The sequence below is a fragment of the Pseudonocardia adelaidensis genome (genome assembly GCF_039543345.1).
GTDB classification, from domain to species: Bacteria; Actinomycetota; Actinomycetes; order Mycobacteriales; family Pseudonocardiaceae; genus Pseudonocardia; species Pseudonocardia adelaidensis.
Genome location: NZ_BAABJO010000001.1, coordinates 120907 through 141274, shown reverse-complemented (window position 1 = coordinate 141274; position 20368 = coordinate 120907). Strand labels below are relative to the sequence as shown.

The following is a 20368-nucleotide window of genomic DNA, read 5'->3' as shown; positions in this document are numbered from 1 at the left end:
GATCAGGTCTTGCGGTGCGCGGAGGCGTGGTCGAAGCTCGCCGCGTCCGACCCCCTGGCCGGGGCGGATTGCCGCTGCAGCCGGGGCAGCAGGCGGGCGACGTCGTCCAGCAGCAGGTCGGCCATCTCGTGGCTGGTGCCGTTGCGGATCACGACGCGCAGGGCGGCGAGGTCCTCCCGGTGGGCGGGGAACGTGTACGCGGGCACCTGCCAGCCGCGTTCCCGCAGCCCGGCCGAGACGTCGAAGACGCTGAAGTTCGTGACGTCGTCGTGCAGCGTGCACGCGAACACGGGGAGCTCGTCACCTCGGGTGAGCAGCCGGAACGGGCCCAGCTCCGCGATCCGTGCCGACGTGTACCCGGCGACGTCCCGGCACTCCTGCTGGACCTGCCGGAATCCCTCCTGCCCCAGCCGCAGGAACGCGTAGTACTGCGCCACCACCTGCCCGCCGGGCCGGGAGAAGTTCAGGGCGAGGGTCGGCATCTCCCCGCCGAGGTAGTTGACCTTGAAGATCAGCTCGTCCGGCAGCGCCTCGGCGTCCCGCCACACCACCCAGCCGACCCCCGGGTAGACCAGCCCGTACTTGTGCCCCGACGTGTTGATCGACGCGACGCGGGGCAGCCGGAAGTCCCACGGCAGGTCCGGGTCGAGGAACGGCGCGACCATCCCCCCGGACGCACCGTCGACGTGCACCGGGACGTCGAGGCCGGTGCGGGACTGCAGCTCGTCCAGCGCGGCCGCGATCTCGGCGACCGGCTCGTAGCTGCCGTCGAACGTGGAGCCGAGCACCGCGACGACGCCGATGGTGTTCTCGTCGCAGAGGCGGACGGCCTGCTCGGCGTCGAGGTGGAACCGTCCGCCCTCCATCGGTGCGAGCCGCGGCTCCACCTCGAAGTAGTTGCAGAACTTGTCCCAGCAGACCTGGACGTTGATCCCCATGACGAGGTTGGGCCGGGCGGTGTCGGCGCCCGCCGCGCGGCGCCGCTGCTGCCAGCGCCGTTTGAGCGCGAGCCCGGCGAACATCGCGGCCTCGCTGGACCCGATCGTCGAGCAGCCGAGCGCCGGCGAGCCGTTCGTGGGGGCGTGCCACAAGGCGGCGAGCATGTTCACGCAGCGCGCCTCGAGTTCGGCGGTCTGCGGGTACTCGTCCTTGTCGATCATGTTCTTGTCGAGGCACTCGGCCATCAGCCGGTCGGCCTCCGGCTCCATCCAGGTCGTCACGAAGGTGGCCAGGTTGAGTCGCGCGTTCCCGTCGAGCATGAGGTGGTCGTGCACGATCTGGTAGGCCGTCGCCGGATCCATCGGCCCGTCCGGGAGCCGGTGCCTCGGCACGGCGGCGACCTCGCCGGAACGCGCGAACATCGGGTTCACCGAGACCGTGCCTTCGACTCCGCGAGTCGTGTCGGCGATCACCATCGTGGTCCTCCGTCCTGAGGTGGGATCGATGGTTCCGCGTGTCGAGGACTCCGCCCTCATCCGTCGTGGGCGAGGCGTGCATCGCGCGGACGGACGACCCTCCCGCAATCGACGCTGGGAGGTGCCTGACATGTCTCAGGCGCATGGCCGCGAGATCGTGCCGGACGAGGTCCGCACCTCATCGACCGCGGAACTGACCGTGGACGAACGCGCCGAGCTCGAGCGGCTGCGGGCGGAGAACTCGGCGCTGCGCACCCGGCCGGGCCCCCCGCGGCGGCGCATCCGCTGGCGGTCGGTTCTCGCCACCGTGCTGCTCGTCCTGGGCTGTGCGTTGGCGCCGGTGGCGCTCGTCGCGGTGTGGACCGAGCGGCAGGTCTCCGACACGGACCAGTTCGTCGAGACCGTCGGGCCACTGGCCGCCGATCCCGCGGTGCAGGAGGCCCTGACGAACCGGATCACGACGACCGTGTTCGAGCACGTCGACGTGCAGGCACTGGCGAACCAGGCGATCGATGCGCTCGCGGCGCAAGGCCTGCCACCCGATCTCGTGCAGCGGCTGCGCGCATTGACCCCGACGCTCGCGAACGCGGCCACCGGTTTCGTGCGGGACAGGGTCGGTGAGGTCGTGGCGAGCCCGCGGTTCGCGGCGGCGTGGGACCAGGCCGTTCGCGTGGCCCACCAGCAGGCCGTGACCGTGCTGTCCGGCGACAGCCAGGCCATCGCCGTGCAGGGCGACACCGTGTACCTGGACCTCGCACCGTTCATCGACACGGCGAAGCAACGGCTGAGCGCGGAAGGGTTGACCGTCGTCGACATGGTCCCCGAGGTGCACCCGACGATCGCGCTCGCTCCGGCCGATCGACTGGTGCGCGCGCAGACCGCCTACAGCGTGCTGCGCTCCCTCGCGGGCGTGCTCCCGTGGATCACCCTGCTGCTGCTCGCTGTCGGTGTGTACCTCGCGCGGGTGCGGATGCGAGCGGTCGTCGCCGCGGGCCTGGGCGTCGCGCTGGCGCTGGTCGTGCTCGCGGCCGGACTGCTCGTGGCACGCGGGCTGCTGGTCGGTGCCGTCCCGACGGCCGGAGCGCCGGCTGCCGCATCGGGTTTCGACATCATCGTGGGCTCCTTGCGAACCGCCGGCCGATCCCTGCTCGTGCTGGCCTTGGTCGTGGCACTGGGTGCCTTCCTGGCCGGCCGGTCGCCGACGGCCGTCGGCGTCCGCCGGTGGGCCACCGGGATGCTGAACCGGATCCGCGTCGGCCCGTCCTCGACCGGCGCGGTCGGCACGTGGACCCACGCGCACATGCGCGGCCTGCGCATCGGGGCGGTCGCACTGGCCGCACTGGTGTTCGTCTTCCTCGACCAGCCCACCGGTACCACGATCCTGATCATCGCCGCGGTGTTGCTCGTCGTGCTCGGAGTGATCGAGTTCCTGGGCCGTCCGGGTCCGGTGGCGTCCACTCCGGCAACGGGGGACTGACTGCCGATGCTGCAGAGCTGGAACGACGGCCCTGCCGGAAGCCGTGGTCAGCTCGTCGTGGTCCGGTTCCGGCGCACGACGTCGGCCGCGGCGTCGCGGATCTCGAAGTGGAAGGCGTCCGGTCCGAGCCGCTCGTCCAACCCGAGCCTGCGCATGGTGGTGCGGACCGAGGTGCGCACCCGGGCCAGCACCATGCGCACTCCGCGATCGTCGAGGGCGTCGAGGAGTTCGTCGAGCGTCTCGGCTCCCGTGATGTCCATGTCGACGATGCCCTCGGCGTCGAGCACCACCTCGCGGGCCGGTGGGTCGGACTCGTCGATGAGCCGGAGGACCTGCTCGCGCAGCACGTCGGCGTTGGCGAAGGAGAGCGGTGCGTCGAAGCGGTAGACGAGCAGGCCGGGGACGGTCCGGGTGCCCTCGTGGTTGTCCGCGCTGCGCCACGTCGCGTGGCCCGCGACCCGGCCGAGCACAGCCGTGTGTGGCATGACAGCCCGCCGCAGGACCTCGAGCAGCGACACCGCGACCCCGACGCCGATGCCCGGCAGCACCCCGACGACCAGGACGCCTGCGGCCGTGACCGCCGCGAGGACGAAGTCGCTGCGGCGCACCCGCCACAGCCGGCACAGGGCGGCGACGTCGATCATCCTCGCCGCCGCCACGAGCACGACCGCGCCGAGCGCCGCCTGCGGCAGGAAGCGGAACACCGGCGTCAGCACCACCAGCGTCAGGGCGGTGAGCCCGACCGCGACGAGGTTCGCCATCTGCGACCGGGCGCCCGTGTCGGCCACCATGAAGCTGCGGGACTCGCTCGCGTTGGCCGGGAAGCCCTGGAGCAATCCCGATCCGGCACACGCCGCCGCGAGTCCGAGGAACTCGCGCCGGCCCGACACCCGCTCGCGGTCGCGCCGGGCGAGGGCGCCGGCGGTGAGCATGCTGCTGGCGAACACGAGCACGGCGACGCTCGCGCCGGCCCCGAGCAGGTCGACCACGTCGCCGGGGGTGACCCGCGGAAGCGTCGGGACGGGAACACCGGAGGGCGCATCGCCGATGACGGGCACCCGGCCCTCCCAGCCGGCGATGGCCACGACCGCGGTGGCCGACGCGATCGCGAGGAGGATGCCCGGAACCCGGGGGGCCCACCGGAGCAGCGCGACCACGACGACGAGGGTCGACACGCCGACGAGCAATGCCCAGAGGTTCATCACCGGGTGGGCGGCCACCACCTCGGCAACCTTTTGCCACCAGTGCGCGCCCGGCGTCGGCACGGCGAAGACCCCGCCCAGCTGGCTGGCACTGATCACGACGGCCGAACCCGTCAGGTATCCGGCCAGCACGGGTGTGGAGAGGAGCCGGGCCGCGACGGACAGCCGGAGTAGCGCGCCCAGCAGCAGGAAACCCCGCCACGACGAGGGAGAGCAGCGCGGCGAGCGATTCCGCCCGCTCGGGCGCGTCCGCGACGAGGCCGCCGACGTAGGCAGCGGTGACGATGGCGACCGAGGACTCCGGGCCGATGTGGACGTAGCGGCTGCCGCCCAGGAGCGGTTAGAGCAGCAGCGCACCGAGCGCGGTGTAGACCGTCCGTCATCCGTCTCGGGTGATGCGGCGGGAGCGACCACTGGACGACCGTCGTCGCTCTGAGGAGGGCGTCATGACTCAGCCGTTCCGCGGTGCGGTGAACCTGGACATTCGTGACTCGGTGCCGGACCAGTACCACCACGCCATCGACTTCGCCGAGTCGGTCGCGGTCAACCTCCGCAACCGCCGCGACACCGGCGAGCCCGTGACCGCCGACTACCCGGGCACCGCACCGAGGGCGTTCACCGGTGGCACCCTCCACCGCGTGGTCGTCGAGTCAGCGGCCAGCCCCACATCGACCTCGAACGCGAGTCGGCCGCCATGCTCGCCCGCGAATAGAACCAACGATCGACGTCAGTCGCCGACCCGCGACCTGAGAGGAGGCCTGCCGGTGATGATGCACTACGAGTTCAGGGTGGAAGGTCGGCTGACGGACGAGGCCAGGACCGCCTTGGCCGACATGCGGATCACCGAGGTTCCGACGGAGACGGTCATCGACGGTGAGGTGTTCGACGAGTCGCACCTGCACGGCATCATCGTCCAGCTCCAGGCGCTCGGGATCACTCTGGTGTCGGCGCATCCGGTTCCGGAGTAGTAGCTCCGATGTCCTCGGTGCGGAGCCAGACCGCCCCGGGTCCAGGCGCTCATCGTTGGTCCGTGCACCTGCCTCTTCGTCATCCCCGTGGCGCACGCGAACGAGCGGGAACTGCGTGACGCCGGCTCGACCAGGTTGCCGATCAAACCCTGCTATCAGCTGCAGCGAGCGGGGCGGGCGAGGTCGCGATCGAATGCAGCGGCGGCCCGCCGCCCGAGGCGCTGCTAGCCGCCGAGCTGACCGTCGTGGTGATCAGCCCGAACCAGCTCAAGAACCTGCGCAGCCGATACGGGTCGGCCCGCAACAAGGACGACGGTTCGACGCCTACGTGCTGGCCGACACCCTGCGCACCGACCGGCACCGACTCCGCCCGCTGACCCCGGCCAGCCCGGCCACCCAGACCCTGCGAGCCACCGTGCGGGCCCGCCGCGACCTGGTCGCCCACCGGGTGGCGTTGTGCAACCAGCTGCGTGCGCACCTGCAGCGCGTGTTCCCCGGCGCGGTCGGCCTGTTCCGTGAGCTGGACTCCCCGATCAGTCTGGCGTTCCTGGCCCGGTTCGACTGCCAGGACCGCGCCGACTGGCTCTCGGTCAAACGCCTGGCGGCCTGGCTGGCCAGCGTCGGCTACTGCGGCCGCAAGGACCCCGCGGTCCTCTACGACCACCTGCGCGCCGCGCCCCGCGGGGCGACCGGCGAGCACGGCGCCGCGGCCGCACACACCACCCGTGCCCTGCTCGCCGTGCTCACCAGCCTCGTCGAGCAGATCAAGACGCTGTCCGAGCAGATCGCCGAGCAACTCGCCCTGCACACCGACGCGCAGATCTTCACCAGCCTGCCCCGCTCGGGCACCGTGCGCGCCGCCCGGCTGCTGGCCGAGATCGGTGACTGCCGCGCCCGCTTCCCCGACCCCGAGTCGCTGATCTGCCTGGCCGGCGCAGCCCCCTCCACCCGCCGATCCGACAAACACGAAGCCGTCACCTTCCGCTGGGTAGTCAACCGCGAGCTGCGCGCCGCCGTCTGCGACTTCGCCGCCGACTCCCGCAAGACCAACCCGTGGGCCGCCCACCTCTACGACCAGGCCACCGCCCCCGGCAAAACCACCCGCACGCCGTGCGAATCCTCGCCCGCGCCTGCTCTACCTGATCCGGCACTGCTGGCAGGACCACACCCCCTACGACCCCGCCCGCCATGGAGCCCTGCAACGACTCCTCAACCAAGATCAACCGGCGGCGTTTGACACAGGGCCACTCATCGCACGTCGACGTAGGAGACCTCGATGGCGTTGTTGCCGTAGCCGAGGCGGTTCCAGGGTGGGACGTGGGGCTGCACATCGCCGGCTGCATCGGTTGCGCGGGCGCGGAGGCTGTGGCGGCCGGGTTCGGTCGCCTCCCAGGCGAATGACCAGTCCTGCCACTGGTACGGGCCCTTCGGGGGCTCGACCTGCGCGGTGTGCCAGTCCCCTTCGCCGGTGACGCTGACGTCGACGTTCGTGATCGGTCCGGCGCCCGACCAGGCCTTTCCGCGCACGGTGTAGGTCCCGACGGGAATGGTCGCGCCGCGGGCGGGATCGGTGATCCGTGCCCGTACGCGCATGAGGGTGACGCGCTCCGGCGGACGGTCCGCCCATTGGTACATGTAGTGGCCGGTCTCGAACTCTCCTGCGTACGGCTCGGTGAGGACGTCGACGTGCGTCAGCCATTTCACGGAGGCGACGCCGTACCAGCGGGGCACGATGAGCCGGAAGGGCGCGCCGTGGTCGGGATCGAGCGGCTCGCCGTTCATCTCGTAGGCGACCAGGATTTCGGCTTCCGGATCTGTTGCGTGGGCGAGCGTCAGGGACCGCACGAAGGTCAGGTCGTTGCTGTTGACATCGGTGAGGACCGGATGGAGTAAGTACGAGCCGTGGTCGGCGCCGGTGAAGCGAACCTCGACGCCCTCGGCGGACGGATTGGCCTGCTCCAGCACCTGGTGCAGCAGGGCACCGGTCCAGCGAGCCGTGGAGACGGCGTAGTCACCCCATGGTTCACCGGCCGGCAGCGGTCGCATCGCGAGGCGCCCGTTCCCCGCGCATTCCAGCGTGACGACCCGCTCGACCGAGGGCATCGCGCGCAGGCCGTCGATCGTCAGGGTCCGTGGGTGCTCGACTGCGCCGCCGATCTCGAGCGCTCCGTCGTGGGCCGGTACGGCGAAGTTGCTGCGGACGTAGTGGAGTTCGGTCGGCGTGATGTCGCCGTTCAGGGCATCTGGCGGGGCTTCTGCGTTGAAGGGCTCCCGGTGGATCATCGTGAGCGCTGCACGTGCCTTCTCCAGATCGTCTGCCAATGTCATGTTCTCCGCCTCCGCCTCAGTAGTCGGGATCCTGGAAGGTGGGGTCCCGGTCGTCGTTGAAGGCGCCGATCCCTTCGATGCGGTCGGGGTGCACGGCGGAGCGCCAGTGGGCCTCCATCATGATCGCGATGGCCTGCTCGATCGGCTGCCCCTGGCCCATCTGGACGGCTCGCTTGACCGCCTGGACCGCCGTGGGGGAGTTGCCGGCGATCTTGCCGGCGATGCGGTGGGCAACGTCCAGGAGCTCATCCGGGGAACAGAGCTCGTTGACCATGCCCAGCCGGTGGGCCTCCTGCGCGGTGATGGGGTCGCCGGTCATCAGCATTTGCAGGGCTTTGCCCGGCGGGAGCAGGCGCGGCAGCAGCGCCGGCGAGCCGCCACCGGCGGCCAGGCCGATCATCGCTTCGGGTTGGCCGAAGGTCGCGTTGTCGGACGCGATGATGAAGTCGGTGCTCTGAGCGATTTCGCAGCCGCCGCCGTAGGCAATTCCGTTGACGGCGGCGAAGATCGGCTTGCGCAGTTGGCGCAGGGTGTAGAGCGTGCGGTCGAAGTCCTGACGCTGCCGCAGCCATTGCTCCTTGGTCATGTCCTTGCGCTGGCGCAGGTCGCTGCCCACGGAGAAGGCTCGGTCGCCGGCGCCGGTGATGATGGCGACGCGCACGGCGGGGCGGACCGCGATCGTCTCCAGGACCTCGGTCAGCCGCTCCCCCATCTCCGTTGTGATCGCGTTGTCGACGTGCGGCCGGTTGAGGGTGATGAGCGCCACCCGCCCGCGGGTGTCGTACTCGACGAGCACCGGCAGGTCGGGTTCCGCGAGCCCCGACGGTGGCGGGCCGAAGTCGAGTGCCTTCCAGCGGTCGGTGCTTGCCGGGCTGGTGGTCACGTCATCGTCCTTTCCTGGAGTTCGATGCCCGCTCAGGTGTTGAGTTCGGCCAGCCAGCGCAGCGCTCGCAGGCCCGGTACGAAGCAGTACTCGCCCCCGCGGACAACGACGAACGGCGGCAGGCCCTGCAACCGACGCCGGATCGGCCGCTGCGGGATGGTGAACACGCCGGACTCGTCGTTCGGCCCGACAAGCGGGTCCTTCTCGGTCGGTGTGCCGATGAAGATGCCGCCGTTCAACCACTGCGTCTTGACGAACTCGAACTGGCGCTTCAGGTGTGTACCGACGAACACGAAGACGATTCCCCGGTCGGCGCCGTCGTCGTCCAGGACGCCTTCGGGCAGCTCCGGGCCGTAGCTGGTGCCACGCCGGATCATGCGGTGGAGGCGGACGTTGACGCTCCCCTCGTGGTCGAGCGCGTCGCGCGGGTTCGCCCGGCGTGCGTGCGCGCCTGCCGGGCACCTGAAGCCGCGCGGGTCGTCGTGGTAGTCGAAGTCGTTGTTCCGCGCAGGATCCGCACCCAGCTCGGGATCGTCGCGGTCAGGCGAGAGCGCCAGTGGCGCGCCGCTGTGCCATCGTCCGACCATCTTGGCGCCCAGCAGGGCCTCCTCCTCACGGCTGGCCGCTCGTTCGTGGAGGTAGCGCCGGTAGGCCGCGACGCGGGTGTGCAGCTTGCGGAACACGATGTAGGTGCCATTGCGGCCGAGCAGCTCAGGGGTCGGCATGGGTGGCAGGCCGCCCGTCTCGTCGGGGTAGCCGAGGAGGAACTCGCCTGCCTTGATCGGTCGCTCGCGGGGGTTGGAGCCGGGGATCCCGCTGCCCTCGACCGCCGGGTTGCCGATTCCGTCCTTGAAGCCGAAGGAGGTGCGCCCCGTGGGGAGCTGGTAGCAGTCCTGGCGCCAGATCACTTCCACCCCGGGCAGCTCCTGATGGGCGTGGCGGGCCCGCTCGACCACCGCCGCCAGTCGCCCGGCGTCGGGCGACAGCGCCGCCAGCGCCACGTGGACGTCGGGGGACCCCAGCGGCTCCTCCCAGTTGGCCGGGCTGCTCTCGCCGACGTCGCCCAGCTCGGCCGCGCGGGCCGCCATGCCCTCCCGGAACTCGGGCGCGAAGCTGTCGAGTGACTCTCGCGGTACGCCGAGCGCCTGCAGGCCCGGGTAGGTGAGGGCAACGGTGACCCAGGCGCCGCGGGCCGGCTCGGAGGTGGGCGGGTCGGCGCTGACCACCGTTCCGAGTCGCCGCATCAGCTCCCGCCCCGCCGCGCGGTCGTCGATGCGCAGCAGCACGTAGGTGCCGACATAGGGTGACGGTCGGGGGTGGAGCACCCCGCTCTGGATGTCGTCGAGCTCGAGGCCGACAGCATCCGGCGTGCCCGCAGTGTCCATGGGCGTCCTCATTCCTAGAGGTGCTCGGGAGGCTGGGGAGGATCCGGGTTCGGCGGCGCCAGATACGGGAAGGTGCGGGAAGCGGGCATCGTCGCCTGGTCGACGCCGTCGCGGATCGTCGGCCCCTTCCCGGCGTTGATCAGCAGCGTGAACAGCGTGTCCATCGCGTCGTCGTTGAGGGCGCGACCCCCGCAGGTCCGGTGTCGGTAGGCCCCCCGGGTGGCCACCTCGATCTCCAGGAAGGAGCCCCGCTCGGCGTAGGGCTTGGTGGCGTCCACGACGAGGAAGTCGGCCAGCAGCAGTTCGGTCAGCGGGTGCGCACCGCTCTCGACCGCGGGCCAGTCCTGCGTGCCGTCCAGGAGGTCCCAGAACGCGAGGTTGGCGTTCAGCCGCGCCCGATAGGCGCCTTGGTAAGCCGCCGCGAGCCGGAACGCGTCCTCGCTGTTGTACAGGTCACGGATCTCCAGATCGCGGTTGACGGTGTCGAACTGCTTGGGCGCCAGCAGGAGGTTCTTCACCTCGGGCCGCCCGACGCGTTCCAGGCGGACCCTGATCGGGCCGCGGGTCAGGGTCTCGGCGACCACCCCGACCAGCTCCGCGCCGTCGAGCAGCCGGGCGCAGTCGACCTCGACGACGAGGCTGAGCACGTTCTTTCCGTCCAGGAAGATCGCACTCGGATCGGTGAACGCCAGCTTGCCCGTGGCGATCGTCTTCAGCGCTGCGGGGGCGTCCAGGATGAACGGGTCCCAGCGCGGCCCGGCGAAGACGCGGACGCCGTCAGCCGAGCCACCCCGCTCGTCGTCCACCTGGAAGGGGACCGTCTTCCCCGCCGGCGTGGTGCACGCGCCGTCCTGGCCGGACCCGCCGCCGCTGCCGGCGACCGGCGCGGAGAACACGCAGTCGAACGCGAACTCCTGCGCGCCGATCCCGAACAGCCCAGGAGCATCCCCGGCGGCCGCGGTCACCGGACGCAACCGGAAGCGGTAGGTCAGGCCGTCGGAGAACCGCGCAGATGGGTGGGCGAACGGCAGGGTGTCCATCACCAGCACGAGGTGGCCGGAGCTCTCCGGGCTCGGAAACGCGTAGACGTCGGTGATGTCCGCAATCGGCTCGGCCAACGCCCGCGGCCCCGAGATGTGGTCCGACACCGCACTCCTCCATGCCCCCGCTGATCGGCTCCACCAGCTAGACGGAGTCGGCGGCCTCATCCAGCAGCGGCTTCAAAGCCGCCTGTTGGAGCGCCGTAGCGGCCTCCGGGTCGTCGAGCACCCGCTGGAACGCCACGTTCACGCGCTCGGCTTTCCGGATCTCCTTGACCGTGCCGGGGTAGTTCCGCGCGTAACCGGCGGCGCTCACCTGCGCGCCCAGGACGAACGCCTTCACCGCCGCGACGTCCGGCAGGCCTTCGTAGCCTTCGACGTGCTGGAAGATGGCATCGAACAGCCTGAGCGTCGGCCCTGACGTGAAGAAGTCGTCCATGTAGGCATCCCACGGGCCGTCGAAACTCGTCGCGAACAGCAGACGCGTATCGTCGTCGAACAGCACGAACCGGGCCTCATGAATACTCGTGATCGCCAGGTGGTAGTCGCCGGGCCGATACCCCGGATGATCCTGCAGCGTGCGGAGCGCTTCCCGCAAGGTATCCCCATGACCCGGCCTGACCCGGAAGAACAGACTGAACTCGCTGGTCGGGCCGACACTGACCCCCGGGCGAGGCCCTTCAGGTGCAGTTGTTGCCACTACTTCCTCCCATGCACCAGGCTCGCATTCAAACGACTCCGACTCATCCGCGTCAGCAAGAAGCGCGACCTTCCCCTACACCAGACACACCTGTACCTCCCGCACCCGGGCGTGCCTGTACCCGATTGTGTTCTCGAGCCATACGAGCGTCCTCACCCGATGCGGGTGATCCCATGACCGCTCGCCGGTCACTTCGCGGGAGCGCGGGTTCATCTCGACGTGCTCGGCCAACCGCGAGGCTGGACCCAGCAGGACCAGCAACTAGCTAGTGCAGGGCGAACTTCAGTGCGATGACGGCGACGCCGAACAGGCCGGTCCCGGCCGCCCAGCCCAGAGCCGCGGCGACCGGGGCGCCGGAGCGGCGCGCGGCCTCGTACCCGAGGCAGGTGAGCAACGCGGTGGACAGCCCCAGCGCCGCCAGCACCGCGCCCCGCAGCTCAGCACCGAGCGCGGAGGTCACGAGCAGGACGATCACCGGAGCGTAGGCGGACTGCAGCATCGGCCAGCCGCTCCGGAGCGCACCGACGATGCGGCTCCGGTCGGGTGCAGTACCGTGCACGCCGGAGGCGAGTACGTCAGCGTAGCGCTCGGTCACCCAGTAGACGAACAGCGTTGCGACGACGGCGGCCACGACCTGGCCGAGTGAGCCGTGCAGGCTCGCGGCCACCATCACCGCAGACCCCACCACGGTGCCGTTGACGGCGTCGGCCAGCTCCCGCTCGTCGGCCCACCTGGAGCGGAGGCGGCCGACCGATCGCCGTACTGGCCCTCCGGCCTCGCTCACACCGGCGCGCCCCTCTCATCGGCGGCGCGCCGGCGCTGGGATGGCTCCCTCACGGCGTGGAGGTGGCCGCTCGCTGGTCGTCGAGGCGCGTCGGAGCGGCCTGCACCGGACCTCGGCCGAGTGCCTTGGCCTTGGCCTGCTCGAACTCCTCGGCCGAGATGGTGCCCCGATCTCGCAGGTCGGCGAGCTTGGTGAGCTCGTCGGCCGTGCTCGTCGTGCCGGTTCCGGCGGTCTCCCGGACGTACTGCCCGAAGGCCTGCTCGTTGCGCAGGGCCTGAGCTCGAGCGCGCTCGTTCATCGAGCGGCCGCGAGCGATCAGGTAGACGAGGGCACCCAGCCAAGGCACCACGACCAGGAACAGGATCCAGAGCGCCTTGCCCCAGCCGGCCAGCTCGTGGTCCCGGAAGATGTCGCCGAAAATCGAGATCAGCAGCCAGATCCACGTGATGAGAATCATGAACCAGAAGATGGATACGATCACGTCCCAGAAAGGCATCTCGATCTCCTCGATCCGTGCCTGGGGCACCGCTACTGGCACGGGGCCACCGCCGATCGGCCAACGGTCTGCCCAGGGCATCGGACCGGCATCACCCGCCGCAGATGAGCGCGGTCGGGTCAGTCGTCCGTGGGCGTCAGCTCGTGCTCTTCAGCTCGCGGCCGTGCACCACGATGGCGTAGATCACGATGACGTCGAGGGTGATGATGATGGTGGACCACACCGGGTACGCGGCGATGAAGACGAGGTTCAGGATCGCGATGCCGGCGCCACGCGGTCATGACGTCTCCATTGCGAGCAAGGCCGGACCCGAGCCCGCACCGCGAGTTCGCCGACGACCGTCGACGGGGGTCGATCGTGGCGCCGGATCCGCGGTGAGACCTCACCTGCCCGGGGTGATGGCGGGGCGGGTCGCGGCCCCCAGAGTCCTCCTGTCAGAACATCGACCCCTGTGAGAGAGGCCGGGCATGGCGACCTTGACGGTATGGAAGTTCGACTCGCCGGATGGCGCGGAGAAGGCACTCGAGCTCCTCCAGAGGATGCAGAAGCAATCGCTGATCGCGGTCAATGACGCCGCCACCGTCACGTGGCCGATGGGGCGGAAGAAGCCGAAGACCCAGCAGCTGCGCAGCCTGGCCGGTGCCGCGGCCCTGGGCGGCAGCTTCTGGGGCCTGCTGTTCGGCCTCATCTTCTTCGTGCCCCTGCTGGGCCTGGCGGTGGGCGCGGCGATGGGGGCCCTGGCCGGCTCGATGGCCGACGTGGGCATCGACGACGAGTTCATCCGCGGGGTGCGCGACAACGTCACGCCCGGGACGTCGGCGCTGTTCGTGATGACGTCCAACGCCGTTGAAGACAAGGTGCTGGAGCAGTTCAAGGGATCCGGTGCCTCCCTCCTGTCGACGAACCTGTCGCACGAGCAGGAAGCCCGACTGCGCGAAGCCTTCGCCGAGACCGAGTAGGCCGGGCACCGGAACCGACCCCGTTTGGAGCACACATGTCGGACGTGGAGATCAGCCGCACCGAGTCCCTCACCCGCCACCAGGCCGCGAAGCGGCTGGCCGCGCTGGCCGCCGCGCTCGGCGATGACGGGCACGTGGAGGTCGAGCTGGGCGCCGGCACCGTGAAGCTGCACGTCCCGGACCACGTCCGGTGCGAGGTGGAGGTGGAGGTGGACGGCGACGAGGTGGAGTTCGAGGTGGAGCTGAAATGGTCGACCGCGGCATCGGCGCCCGCCTCCCCGCCTGCGCACGCGTCTGCCGCGGCCGAGCCGGCCGCCGCGAGGGGTGCGAAGGCGCATCCCAGGGCGCACACCTGAGAACTGGCGGCTGAGCAGCGGCCCGCTGCTCAGCGCGCCGGACGCCCGGCGAGCACCCGCAGCAGAGCCGTGACCGCGCTCCCGATCCCCGGAGGCGCCATGGCTGCGGGTGAGGCGCCGGGCGCGTCCACCGGTGTGCGGACGCGCAGCGCTCCGGGCAGCGAGCGGAACACCAGCGGCGGTGGCAGTGCGAACGCCTCGCCGTCGACGCCGACGTCGATGAGGTCGGCCCCGGAGCGGATCTCGAACGCCGGCGCCGTCCACGCCCGGTAGCCCCGGAAGCGCGCGATGCAGCCGGCGGCCTCGGCGGAGATGAGGGCCGGGAGGTCCCGGGCCCGGTCCACCGACACGGTCACGACGCCGAGGACGCCGCCGTCCATCCGCTGGCGGGTGCCGAACCCGTTGAGCCTGTCCAGCCGGTACACGCCGTTGGAGATGAGCACGACGTCGGCCGCCGGGGCGGCCACACCGTCGGGGCCGGTGAAGCGGAGGTCGAAGGGCGGCGCGTCCGGACCGAGGAGGTCGGGGAGCAGCTGTGTCGTGGTCGCGAGCTTCGCGTTCCGGTAGGCGTCGGACTGCACGACGGTTGCGTAGACGCCGAGCGACGCGTTGTTCACGAACACGCGGTCGCCGAGCAGAGCCAGGTCGATGCGCCGCTCCACCGCCGTGCCGTACGCGTCCAGCGCGGCCGCGACGTCGTCGCGGTCGAGCCCGAGGTCGAGCGCGAAGTGGTTGCGGGTGCCGGCCGGCACGCACACGAACGGCAGGTCGTGCTGCCGAGCGACGTCCGCGACCAGCGCCTGCGAGCCGTCGCCGCCTGCCATGCCGATGACGTCCGCGCCATCGGCGACCGCCTGCTCGGCGAGCGACCGCAGGTCGTCGCCGCGGCGCAGCACGACGGGTCGGACGCCGCGCCGCCGCGCCTCGTCCTCCAGAGCGAATCGCTCGACCTTCCCACCGCCGGACCACGGGTTCATCAGTAGGACCCCGTGCCGGGCCTCGCCGACCGCCCGCGCGCCGGCTGGTGCTTCGGCCATGTCGTGCCCGAGTGCCACCCGGGCCGCGGCCGTCGAGAGGAGTACCAGCCCGACCGCTACCGCGAGTTGCAGCACGGAACCGATCAGCAGCACGACCAGCCCGGCCAGTGCAAGCCCCGCCAGCACCGTCGTCGCGATCCGGCGCCCGCCGCGATTCACCAGCGCCGTCCACCCGGCGACGGCAGCGATGACGACGAGGAGCAACGCCAGCAGGAGCCGGCCCGGGTCCTGCAGGAAGGTCACGGTCACGACCACCACAGCGGCGAGCAGCGCCGCCAACGCCAGGGCGGCCGCCGCTCGCCTCCGGGCGGGCGGGGTCGGTGCCGAGGGCGTCCGACCTGCTGCCTCGATATCCATGGCCGCCGCCTCTCCGGTTCGACTGCGCGACGGCCACCCTGGCGCGGCACCGTGCCGCGCGTCGTCACCCGGCTCGGATGACCGCTGCATTCACCCCTCGGGGGCGATGCCGGTTGGCCGCCCCTGCGCGACCGTCGCTCTCGACTGCCCCGGCCGTTCGGGCCCGGGAGAGGGGACCGCGATGGGGACGGACGTGGGGGCCGGGAGCATGCGGCCCGGCCTCGAGCTCCGGAGGGTGCATGTCCATGACTCCGAGGCCCCGGAGGCCACTGTCGTGACGCCGTCGGTGTTCGTCGCGGTGCGCGAGGAACAGGGTCGCCTCCTGTTGGTGCGACGGTGCGACAGCGGCGGCTGGGAGTTGCCCGGCGGCCGCGTCGATGTCGGGGAGAGCGCTGTCGGGGCCGCGGTGCGGGAGGTGGCCGAAGAAGCGGGCCTGCGCGTGCGGATCACCGGGTTGGTCGGGCTGTTCACCGACCCGGCACACATCGTCGAGGCCGCGACCGGGCGCGAGATCCGCCAGCAGTTCGTGGTGTGTTTCCACGGCTGGGCGGTGTGGGGACGTCCTCACCCCGACGGGCACGAGACCGCCGATGCCGCGTGGTTCGACCCCGCCGACGTCGAGGCACTGAGGCTGGAACCCGGGGCCCGCCGGTGGATCCACCACGCACTCAGCGGGGCGAGCGATCCCCACCTCGAATGAGCTCGCACATGATCTAGCGCTGTCAGCTCGCAGCTAGGGAAGTCCCGCGGTGCCGGAGGAGGAACCAGCGATGACCCAGGTGAAAGATCGCCGTGGGCGCTCCCGGCCGGCCGACGAGGTGCCCCGTCCGACCCGCGAGCAGAGGGCGGCGCGGGGGAGGGCGGTCCGTGCTGAGGTGCCCCGGTCGAGTCACGCCGAGTTCACGCCCGGCGCCCTGCGGCCTGACCCGGTGAGCGCGCTGGAGAGCCAGGCCGCGGCACGGGTGCCCGAGCTCCTCCCCATCCGGTACGGGCGGATGGCGGTCTCCGCGTTCACGTACTTCCGGGGCGCGGCGCTGCCCATGGCGAGCGACCTCGCGGGCACCCCTCGGACCGGGTTCACCGTCCAGGCCTGCGCCGACGCCCACTTGGCCAACTTCGGCCTGTTCGCCTCGCCGGAGCGCAACCTCGTCTTCGACATCAACGACTTCGACGAGACCATGCCGGGGCCGTGGGAGTGGGACGTCAAGCGCCTCGCAACCAGCTTGGAGGTCGCCGGGCGGGACAACCACTTCTCCGCGAAGGAGCGCCGGGCGACCGTCCTGGCCGCCGTGTCGGCCTACCGCCGCGCGATGCGGGAGTTCGCCGACGGCACCGCATTGGAGGTCTGGTACGCCCATGCCGATACGTCCGTCATCGAGAGGTTCGCCCGGAATCTCGGCGCCGCTCGGCGCCGCACGCTCTCCCGCACACTCGCCAAAGCGAAGACGAAGGACAACCTGGGGGCGCTCGGCCGCTTCGTCGGAGTCGACGGCAGGCGACCGCGGATTATAGGTGACCCGCCGCTGATCGTGCCGCTGCGCGAGCTCGACGGGATCGACCCGGGCGACGCCGAGCGACAGCTGCGCGGTGTCCTCGACTCCTATCGGGCCACGCTGGAACCGGAGCGGCGGGCGCTGCTGGACCAGTACCGGCTGGTGGACTTCGCTCGGAAGGTCGTCGGCGTCGGCAGCGTGGGCACGCGCTCCTACATGGCGTTCCTGGTCGGCGACGACGAGCGTGACCCGCTGTTCCTGCAGGCCAAGGAAGCAGGCCCGTCGGTGCTGGAGGACTTCGCCGGACGCAGCGAGTACGACAACGCGGGCCAGCGGGTCGTCGTCGGGCAGCGGCTCATGCAGACGGTCAGCGACATCTTCCTCGGTTGGGTCCGTGTGCAGGGGTTCGACGGGCAGACCCGCGACTTCTACCTGCGCCAGCTGCGGGACTGGAAGGGATCCGCCGAGATCGGCGTGATGGTTCCGAAGGGCATGCGTGCCTACGGAGAGCTGTGCGGATGGACCCTCGCCCGTGCGCACGCCCGCACCGGAGATCGTATTGCGATCGCTGCCTACCTCGGCTCCGGTCAGGCGTTCGACGAGGCCATCGGCGATTTCGCCGCGAGCTACGCCGACCAGAACGAGCGTGACCACCAGTCGCTCCTGGCCGCGATCGCGGCGGGGCGGATCAGCGCCGAACCCGGCCTGTGACCGCCTCCAGCATCACCCTTGGCGCACGCTGCTCGCGAGCAGGCCGTGCTCATGGGCGGCGAGCACGGCCAGCCGCCTGCTGCTCACCCCGAGCTTCGTGTAGATCGATCTCACGTGGCTCTTCACGGTGTTCACCGAGACGGTCAGGTCATCGGCGATCTCGTCCAGCGACAGCAGCGACGGGAGCAGCCCGAGCACCGTGAGCTCCCGCTCGCTCAGCAGCGCCTGCCGGCTCCCACTGCGTGCGCCCGCGGCGAGCGCACGCACGGCGAACGCGTCCGACGCTCCGAAGCTGCCGTGCTGGTGCACGAGCAGCTCGCGGATGCCGGGCCCGGCGTGCGTGAACGGCCGGAGTGCGTCGAGCGGCTCGGCGAGGCCCAGCGCGGTCTGCAGGGCCCGGCGGGCCGCAGGACGTTCGCCGCCGGCGAGGGCGAGCGTCGTCTCCAGCAACCACGCGTCGACCATGGTCTGGGGGAGCAGGGCGGTCACCGCTCCCTCCAGCACCGGCCGGAGCAGCGAACGCGCGTGCTCGTGGCGGCCTCCCGCCGCATCGGCCAAGGCCCGCATCACCACGTGCTCGGCGTTGTCGCCGGTGCGGTTGGCCAGCCACCCGAGTACGGTCCGCGCCGCCGTGGAGTGCCCGAGCTGCAGCGCTGCGCCGAACTCCAGCATCGCGTGCGAGGCAACCTGCTGGGCGCCCGCCGGGAGGTTGCCCAGATCCGAGCGCGCCTGCTGCAGCTCGGCAAGACCACCCGCCCGGTCCCCGCCATCGAATGCGGCAGCGCCATGGACGTCCTGCAGGGCGAACCGCAGGTGAGGGCTCGATGTCGCCGCACCCACCGCCAGGCCCTCGGCCGCGAGGCGCTCGGCCTCGGCGGTCTCCGTTCGCAGGAGGGCGCCCCAGGCCAGCATCGCGGTGGCAGCGCAGGACCACGCCGAGCGCTCCCAGCCGTGCTCGGTTGCGAGGGCAACGGCCTCGACGCTCACCGCCCGCATCGTCTGCACATCGCCGGTGGCGCCCGCGATGACGCCCAGGAGGGCGAGGCACTGCATCGCCAGGTAGCCGAAGCCGTGGCTGTGGCTCAGGAACAGCGCGGCTTCGAACTCCGCGCGTGCCCCGGCCCGGTCGTTCCGCTCGAGGCGAGCCGCGCCCCGGCTCAGCCGGGCGAGCGCCTCCAGCTCCGGTTCGGCCGGCAGCTCGTCGATGATCCTGGGGGCGGGCGGGGGCGTGGCCGCGGTCGATTCGACCACACCGGCGCTGAGCTGCTCGGCGACGGTGCGCAGCACGGTCAGGTTCCCAGGGCTGTGGGCCGGCCAGGACTGCCGTGCGCGGCCGAGATCGGCGCGAGCTGCCGGGAACTCCCCGGCCTCGAGGTGAGCCAATGCCGAGCTGAGCGCCAGCCAGGGATCCGCCGCGACGGTGTGCGCGCCGGCGCTGGCGAGGGCACGCCGCAGCGGCTCGTGGTCCCCGGCCACGATCAGCGGAACGGCGAACCGGTGCAGCAGGTCCGCCAACAGGGCGGAGTCGAGGCTCTGCGCCGCGTGGTCGAGGGCATGGACCGGCTCGGGCCGCCCTGCCCACCAGCGGGCGGCGACGCCGTGCAGCTCGGCCGCCCGCTTCAGCCCCTGTCTCCGGAGATCGGCGAGCAGGTGCGTCCGCAGGAGCTCCTGGACGATGTAGGCGTCGCGCCGCTGGCCGGTGGGCGACAGCAGGGAGGTCTGGTTCTCGAGCCCGTCGAGCACGCTGCCGGCGTCCTCCCGGCCCGACAGCTCGGCCGCGAGCCCGGTCGGGACGGGTTCGCTGATGCTGATCACGCGCAGGAACTCCTGCACGTCCTCGGGCAGCCCGCAGAGGACCTCCCCGACGAGGTAGTCGGCGACCGAGCGCTCGTCGCCGGTGAACTGGGACAGGAACCCGTCGCGGTCCGCGGACTCGGCCATGCCGACCGCGGCCAGGCGCAGGCCGGCCGCCCACCCGCCGGTGCGCCGGTGCAGGAGGTCGACCTGCGTGGGCGTGATTCGCAGCCCCGACTTCTCGAGCAGGGCTGCTGTGTCGGGCAACGAGAAGCGCAGCTGCGCGGCGCGCAGCTCCCAGAGCCGGCCCGCCATGCGCAGTCGGGGGAGGGACAGCGGGGGATCGAGCCGGCTGGAGAGGACGAGCTGCATTCCCGCGGGGCGGTTCCGGGTGAGGATCTGGATGCCGTGCAGGACCTCCTGGTCGACCAGCTCGTGCAGGTCGTCGAGGATCAAGCGGATCGGGCGGGGCAGAGTCCTGATGGCGTCGACGAGCTCGTCGAGGAACTCCGGCTGCGCGCCGGCCCGCCAGACCCACCGGCCGTGGAGGCGGCTGGTACCGGGGACCGACGGGCAGGCCGCGAGCGCAGCGACGATCGAGGCCCACAACCTCTCCGGGTCGTTGTCGTCGCGATCGAGGCTCACCCATGCGGTATCCGCTGCCGTGCTCGAACGTGCCCAGTCCGCCAGCAGCAGCGTCTTGCCGTAGCCGGCGGGGGCGCACACCAGCGCCACGTCAGCGGTGGCACCCCCGTCGAGCTCCCCCCGGAGAGCGGCCCGCACCACGAACTCCGGGGGGAGCGCCGGCACCGTGATCTTGGCGTGTGGAACGGGTGGCACCGCCATCAACCCCCAAATGTCAGTCCCCCCACCGCTCACCCCGTGCAGCGATTAGTTATATCTGCAGCGGTGGGTCAGGACTTTTGATCTTCTTTCGGGTCCGCCAGCAAGCGGGCAGGGTCCAGGTCCAGGTGCAGGGCCCC

The 20368-nt window shown here is 71.3% G+C and carries 19 protein-coding genes; 8 read left to right on the top strand and 11 right to left on the bottom strand.

Annotated elements, in window-relative coordinates; all coding sequences use genetic code 11:
* Positions 1-2: 2 nt before the first annotated feature.
* Positions 3-1415, bottom strand: a complete 1413-nt coding sequence (locus tag ABEA81_RS00700; protein WP_425570408.1) for a glutamate decarboxylase — start codon at positions 1413-1415, stop codon at positions 3-5.
* A 130-nt stretch (positions 1416-1545) separates the two neighbouring features.
* Between ABEA81_RS00700 and ABEA81_RS00695 the strand changes: the two genes are divergently transcribed.
* A complete protein-coding gene (locus tag ABEA81_RS00695) occupies positions 1546-2892 on the top strand; it encodes a hypothetical protein (RefSeq protein ID WP_345602491.1) in 1347 nt (448 codons plus the stop codon).
* Positions 2893-2939: 47 nt separating this feature from the next.
* Here the strand turns inward: ABEA81_RS00695 and ABEA81_RS00690 are convergent, their stop codons facing one another.
* Positions 2940-4451, bottom strand: a complete 1512-nt coding sequence (locus ABEA81_RS00690; protein ID WP_345602489.1) for a SulP family inorganic anion transporter — start codon at positions 4449-4451, stop codon at positions 2940-2942.
* An 89-nt stretch (positions 4452-4540) separates the two neighbouring features.
* Here ABEA81_RS00690 and ABEA81_RS00685 point away from each other — a divergent pair, with 89 nt between their 5' ends.
* Positions 4541-5062, top strand: coding sequence for a hypothetical protein (locus ABEA81_RS00685; protein ID WP_345602488.1), 522 nt, complete (start codon positions 4541-4543; stop codon positions 5060-5062).
* 328 nt (positions 5063-5390) lie between these two features.
* On the top strand, positions 5391-6299 hold the full coding sequence (locus ABEA81_RS00680; RefSeq protein ID WP_345602487.1) for a transposase: 909 nt from the start codon (positions 5391-5393) through the stop codon (positions 6297-6299).
* Between the two features lie 11 nt (positions 6300-6310).
* Here ABEA81_RS00680 and ABEA81_RS00675 read toward each other — a convergent pair whose 3' ends face one another.
* The 7 genes from ABEA81_RS00675 to ABEA81_RS00645 all read right to left on the bottom strand — a co-directional run bounded on the left by ABEA81_RS00675 (position 6311) and on the right by ABEA81_RS00645 (position 12639).
* Positions 6311-7345 carry a sulfite oxidase gene (locus ABEA81_RS00675; protein ID WP_345602486.1) on the bottom strand — a complete coding sequence of 345 codons (1035 nt, stop codon included), beginning with the start codon at positions 7343-7345 and terminating at the stop codon, positions 6311-6313.
* A gap of 61 nt (positions 7346-7406) precedes the next feature.
* Complete coding sequence (locus tag ABEA81_RS00670) at positions 7407-8273, bottom strand: enoyl-CoA hydratase/isomerase family protein (RefSeq protein WP_345602485.1); 867 nt, start codon at positions 8271-8273, stop codon at positions 7407-7409.
* A 32-nt stretch (positions 8274-8305) separates the two neighbouring features.
* Positions 8306-9658: a Dyp-type peroxidase gene (locus ABEA81_RS00665; RefSeq protein WP_345602484.1), complete on the bottom strand. Its 1353-nt coding sequence runs from the start codon at positions 9656-9658 to the stop codon at positions 8306-8308.
* Positions 9659-9672: 14 nt separating this feature from the next.
* A complete protein-coding gene (locus tag ABEA81_RS00660; protein WP_345602482.1) occupies positions 9673-10806 on the bottom strand; it encodes a DUF4331 family protein in 1134 nt (377 codons plus the stop codon).
* A gap of 37 nt (positions 10807-10843) precedes the next feature.
* Positions 10844-11296 carry a hypothetical protein gene (locus ABEA81_RS00655; RefSeq protein ID WP_345602481.1) on the bottom strand — a complete coding sequence of 151 codons (453 nt, stop codon included), beginning with the start codon at positions 11294-11296 and terminating at the stop codon, positions 10844-10846.
* Positions 11297-11663: 367 nt separating this feature from the next.
* Positions 11664-12182, bottom strand: a complete 519-nt coding sequence (locus tag ABEA81_RS00650) for a hypothetical protein (protein WP_345602479.1) — start codon at positions 12180-12182, stop codon at positions 11664-11666.
* A 49-nt stretch (positions 12183-12231) separates the two neighbouring features.
* Positions 12232-12639, bottom strand: coding sequence for an SHOCT domain-containing protein (locus ABEA81_RS00645; protein ID WP_345602478.1), 408 nt, complete (start codon positions 12637-12639; stop codon positions 12232-12234).
* On the opposite strand from ABEA81_RS00645, the gene ABEA81_RS00640 reads away from it, so the two are divergent.
* The 3 genes from ABEA81_RS00640 (at position 12638) to ABEA81_RS00630 (ending at position 13993) form a co-directional block, all read left to right on the top strand.
* Positions 12638-12961 carry a hypothetical protein gene (locus ABEA81_RS00640; RefSeq protein ID WP_345602477.1) on the top strand — a complete coding sequence of 108 codons (324 nt, stop codon included), beginning with the start codon at positions 12638-12640 and terminating at the stop codon, positions 12959-12961. The two genes, ABEA81_RS00645 and ABEA81_RS00640, sit on opposite strands and share 2 nt — an antisense overlap.
* A gap of 184 nt (positions 12962-13145) precedes the next feature.
* Positions 13146-13637, top strand: a complete 492-nt coding sequence (locus ABEA81_RS00635; protein ID WP_345602476.1) for a DUF1269 domain-containing protein — start codon at positions 13146-13148, stop codon at positions 13635-13637.
* A gap of 35 nt (positions 13638-13672) precedes the next feature.
* The gene (locus tag ABEA81_RS00630) at positions 13673-13993 is read left to right on the top strand and encodes an amphi-Trp domain-containing protein (RefSeq protein WP_345602474.1); all 321 of its coding nucleotides are present in this window, start codon (positions 13673-13675) and stop codon (positions 13991-13993) included.
* Positions 13994-14022: 29 nt separating this feature from the next.
* Here ABEA81_RS00630 and ABEA81_RS00625 read toward each other — a convergent pair whose 3' ends face one another.
* Entirely contained in the window at positions 14023-15387 is a 1365-nt protein-coding gene (locus ABEA81_RS00625; RefSeq protein WP_345602472.1) for a diacylglycerol/lipid kinase family protein, read from the bottom strand.
* A 274-nt stretch (positions 15388-15661) separates the two neighbouring features.
* Between ABEA81_RS00625 and ABEA81_RS00620 the strand changes: the two genes are divergently transcribed.
* Positions 15662-16087 carry an NUDIX hydrolase gene (locus ABEA81_RS00620; RefSeq protein WP_345602471.1) on the top strand — a complete coding sequence of 142 codons (426 nt, stop codon included), beginning with the start codon at positions 15662-15664 and terminating at the stop codon, positions 16085-16087.
* Between the two features lie 175 nt (positions 16088-16262).
* On the top strand, positions 16263-17591 hold the full coding sequence (locus ABEA81_RS00615) for a DUF2252 domain-containing protein (RefSeq protein ID WP_345602470.1): 1329 nt from the start codon (positions 16263-16265) through the stop codon (positions 17589-17591).
* A gap of 12 nt (positions 17592-17603) precedes the next feature.
* Here the strand turns inward: ABEA81_RS00615 and ABEA81_RS00610 are convergent, their stop codons facing one another.
* Positions 17604-20225 (bottom strand): LuxR C-terminal-related transcriptional regulator, encoded by a 2622-nt coding sequence (locus tag ABEA81_RS00610; RefSeq protein ID WP_345602469.1) that lies wholly within the window; start codon positions 20223-20225, stop codon positions 17604-17606.
* Positions 20226-20368 lie beyond the last annotated feature (143 nt).

What these genes read in the sequence shown, in the direction of transcription:
- ABEA81_RS00630 (WP_345602474.1), top strand. Translation starts at nt 13,673, where the DNA reads ATGTCGGACGTGGAGATCAGCCGCACCGAGTCCCTCACCCGCCACCAG.
- ABEA81_RS00695 (WP_345602491.1), top strand. Translation starts at nt 1,546, where the DNA reads ATGTCTCAGGCGCATGGCCGCGAGATCGTGCCGGACGAGGTCCGCACC.
- ABEA81_RS00640 (WP_345602477.1), top strand. Translation starts at nt 12,638, where the DNA reads ATGAACCAGAAGATGGATACGATCACGTCCCAGAAAGGCATCTCGATC.
- ABEA81_RS00685 (WP_345602488.1), top strand. Translation starts at nt 4,541, where the DNA reads ATGACTCAGCCGTTCCGCGGTGCGGTGAACCTGGACATTCGTGACTCG.
- ABEA81_RS00625 (WP_345602472.1), bottom strand. Translation starts at nt 15,387, where the DNA reads ATGGATATCGAGGCAGCAGGTCGGACGCCCTCGGCACCGACCCCGCCC.
- ABEA81_RS00645 (WP_345602478.1), bottom strand. Translation starts at nt 12,639, where the DNA reads ATGATTCTCATCACGTGGATCTGGCTGCTGATCTCGATTTTCGGCGAC.
- ABEA81_RS00665 (WP_345602484.1), bottom strand. Translation starts at nt 9,658, where the DNA reads ATGGACACTGCGGGCACGCCGGATGCTGTCGGCCTCGAGCTCGACGAC.
- ABEA81_RS00675 (WP_345602486.1), bottom strand. Translation starts at nt 7,345, where the DNA reads ATGATCCACCGGGAGCCCTTCAACGCAGAAGCCCCGCCAGATGCCCTG.
- ABEA81_RS00700 (WP_425570408.1), bottom strand. Translation starts at nt 1,415, where the DNA reads ATGGTGATCGCCGACACGACTCGCGGAGTCGAAGGCACGGTCTCGGTG.
- ABEA81_RS00635 (WP_345602476.1), top strand. Translation starts at nt 13,146, where the DNA reads ATGGCGACCTTGACGGTATGGAAGTTCGACTCGCCGGATGGCGCGGAG.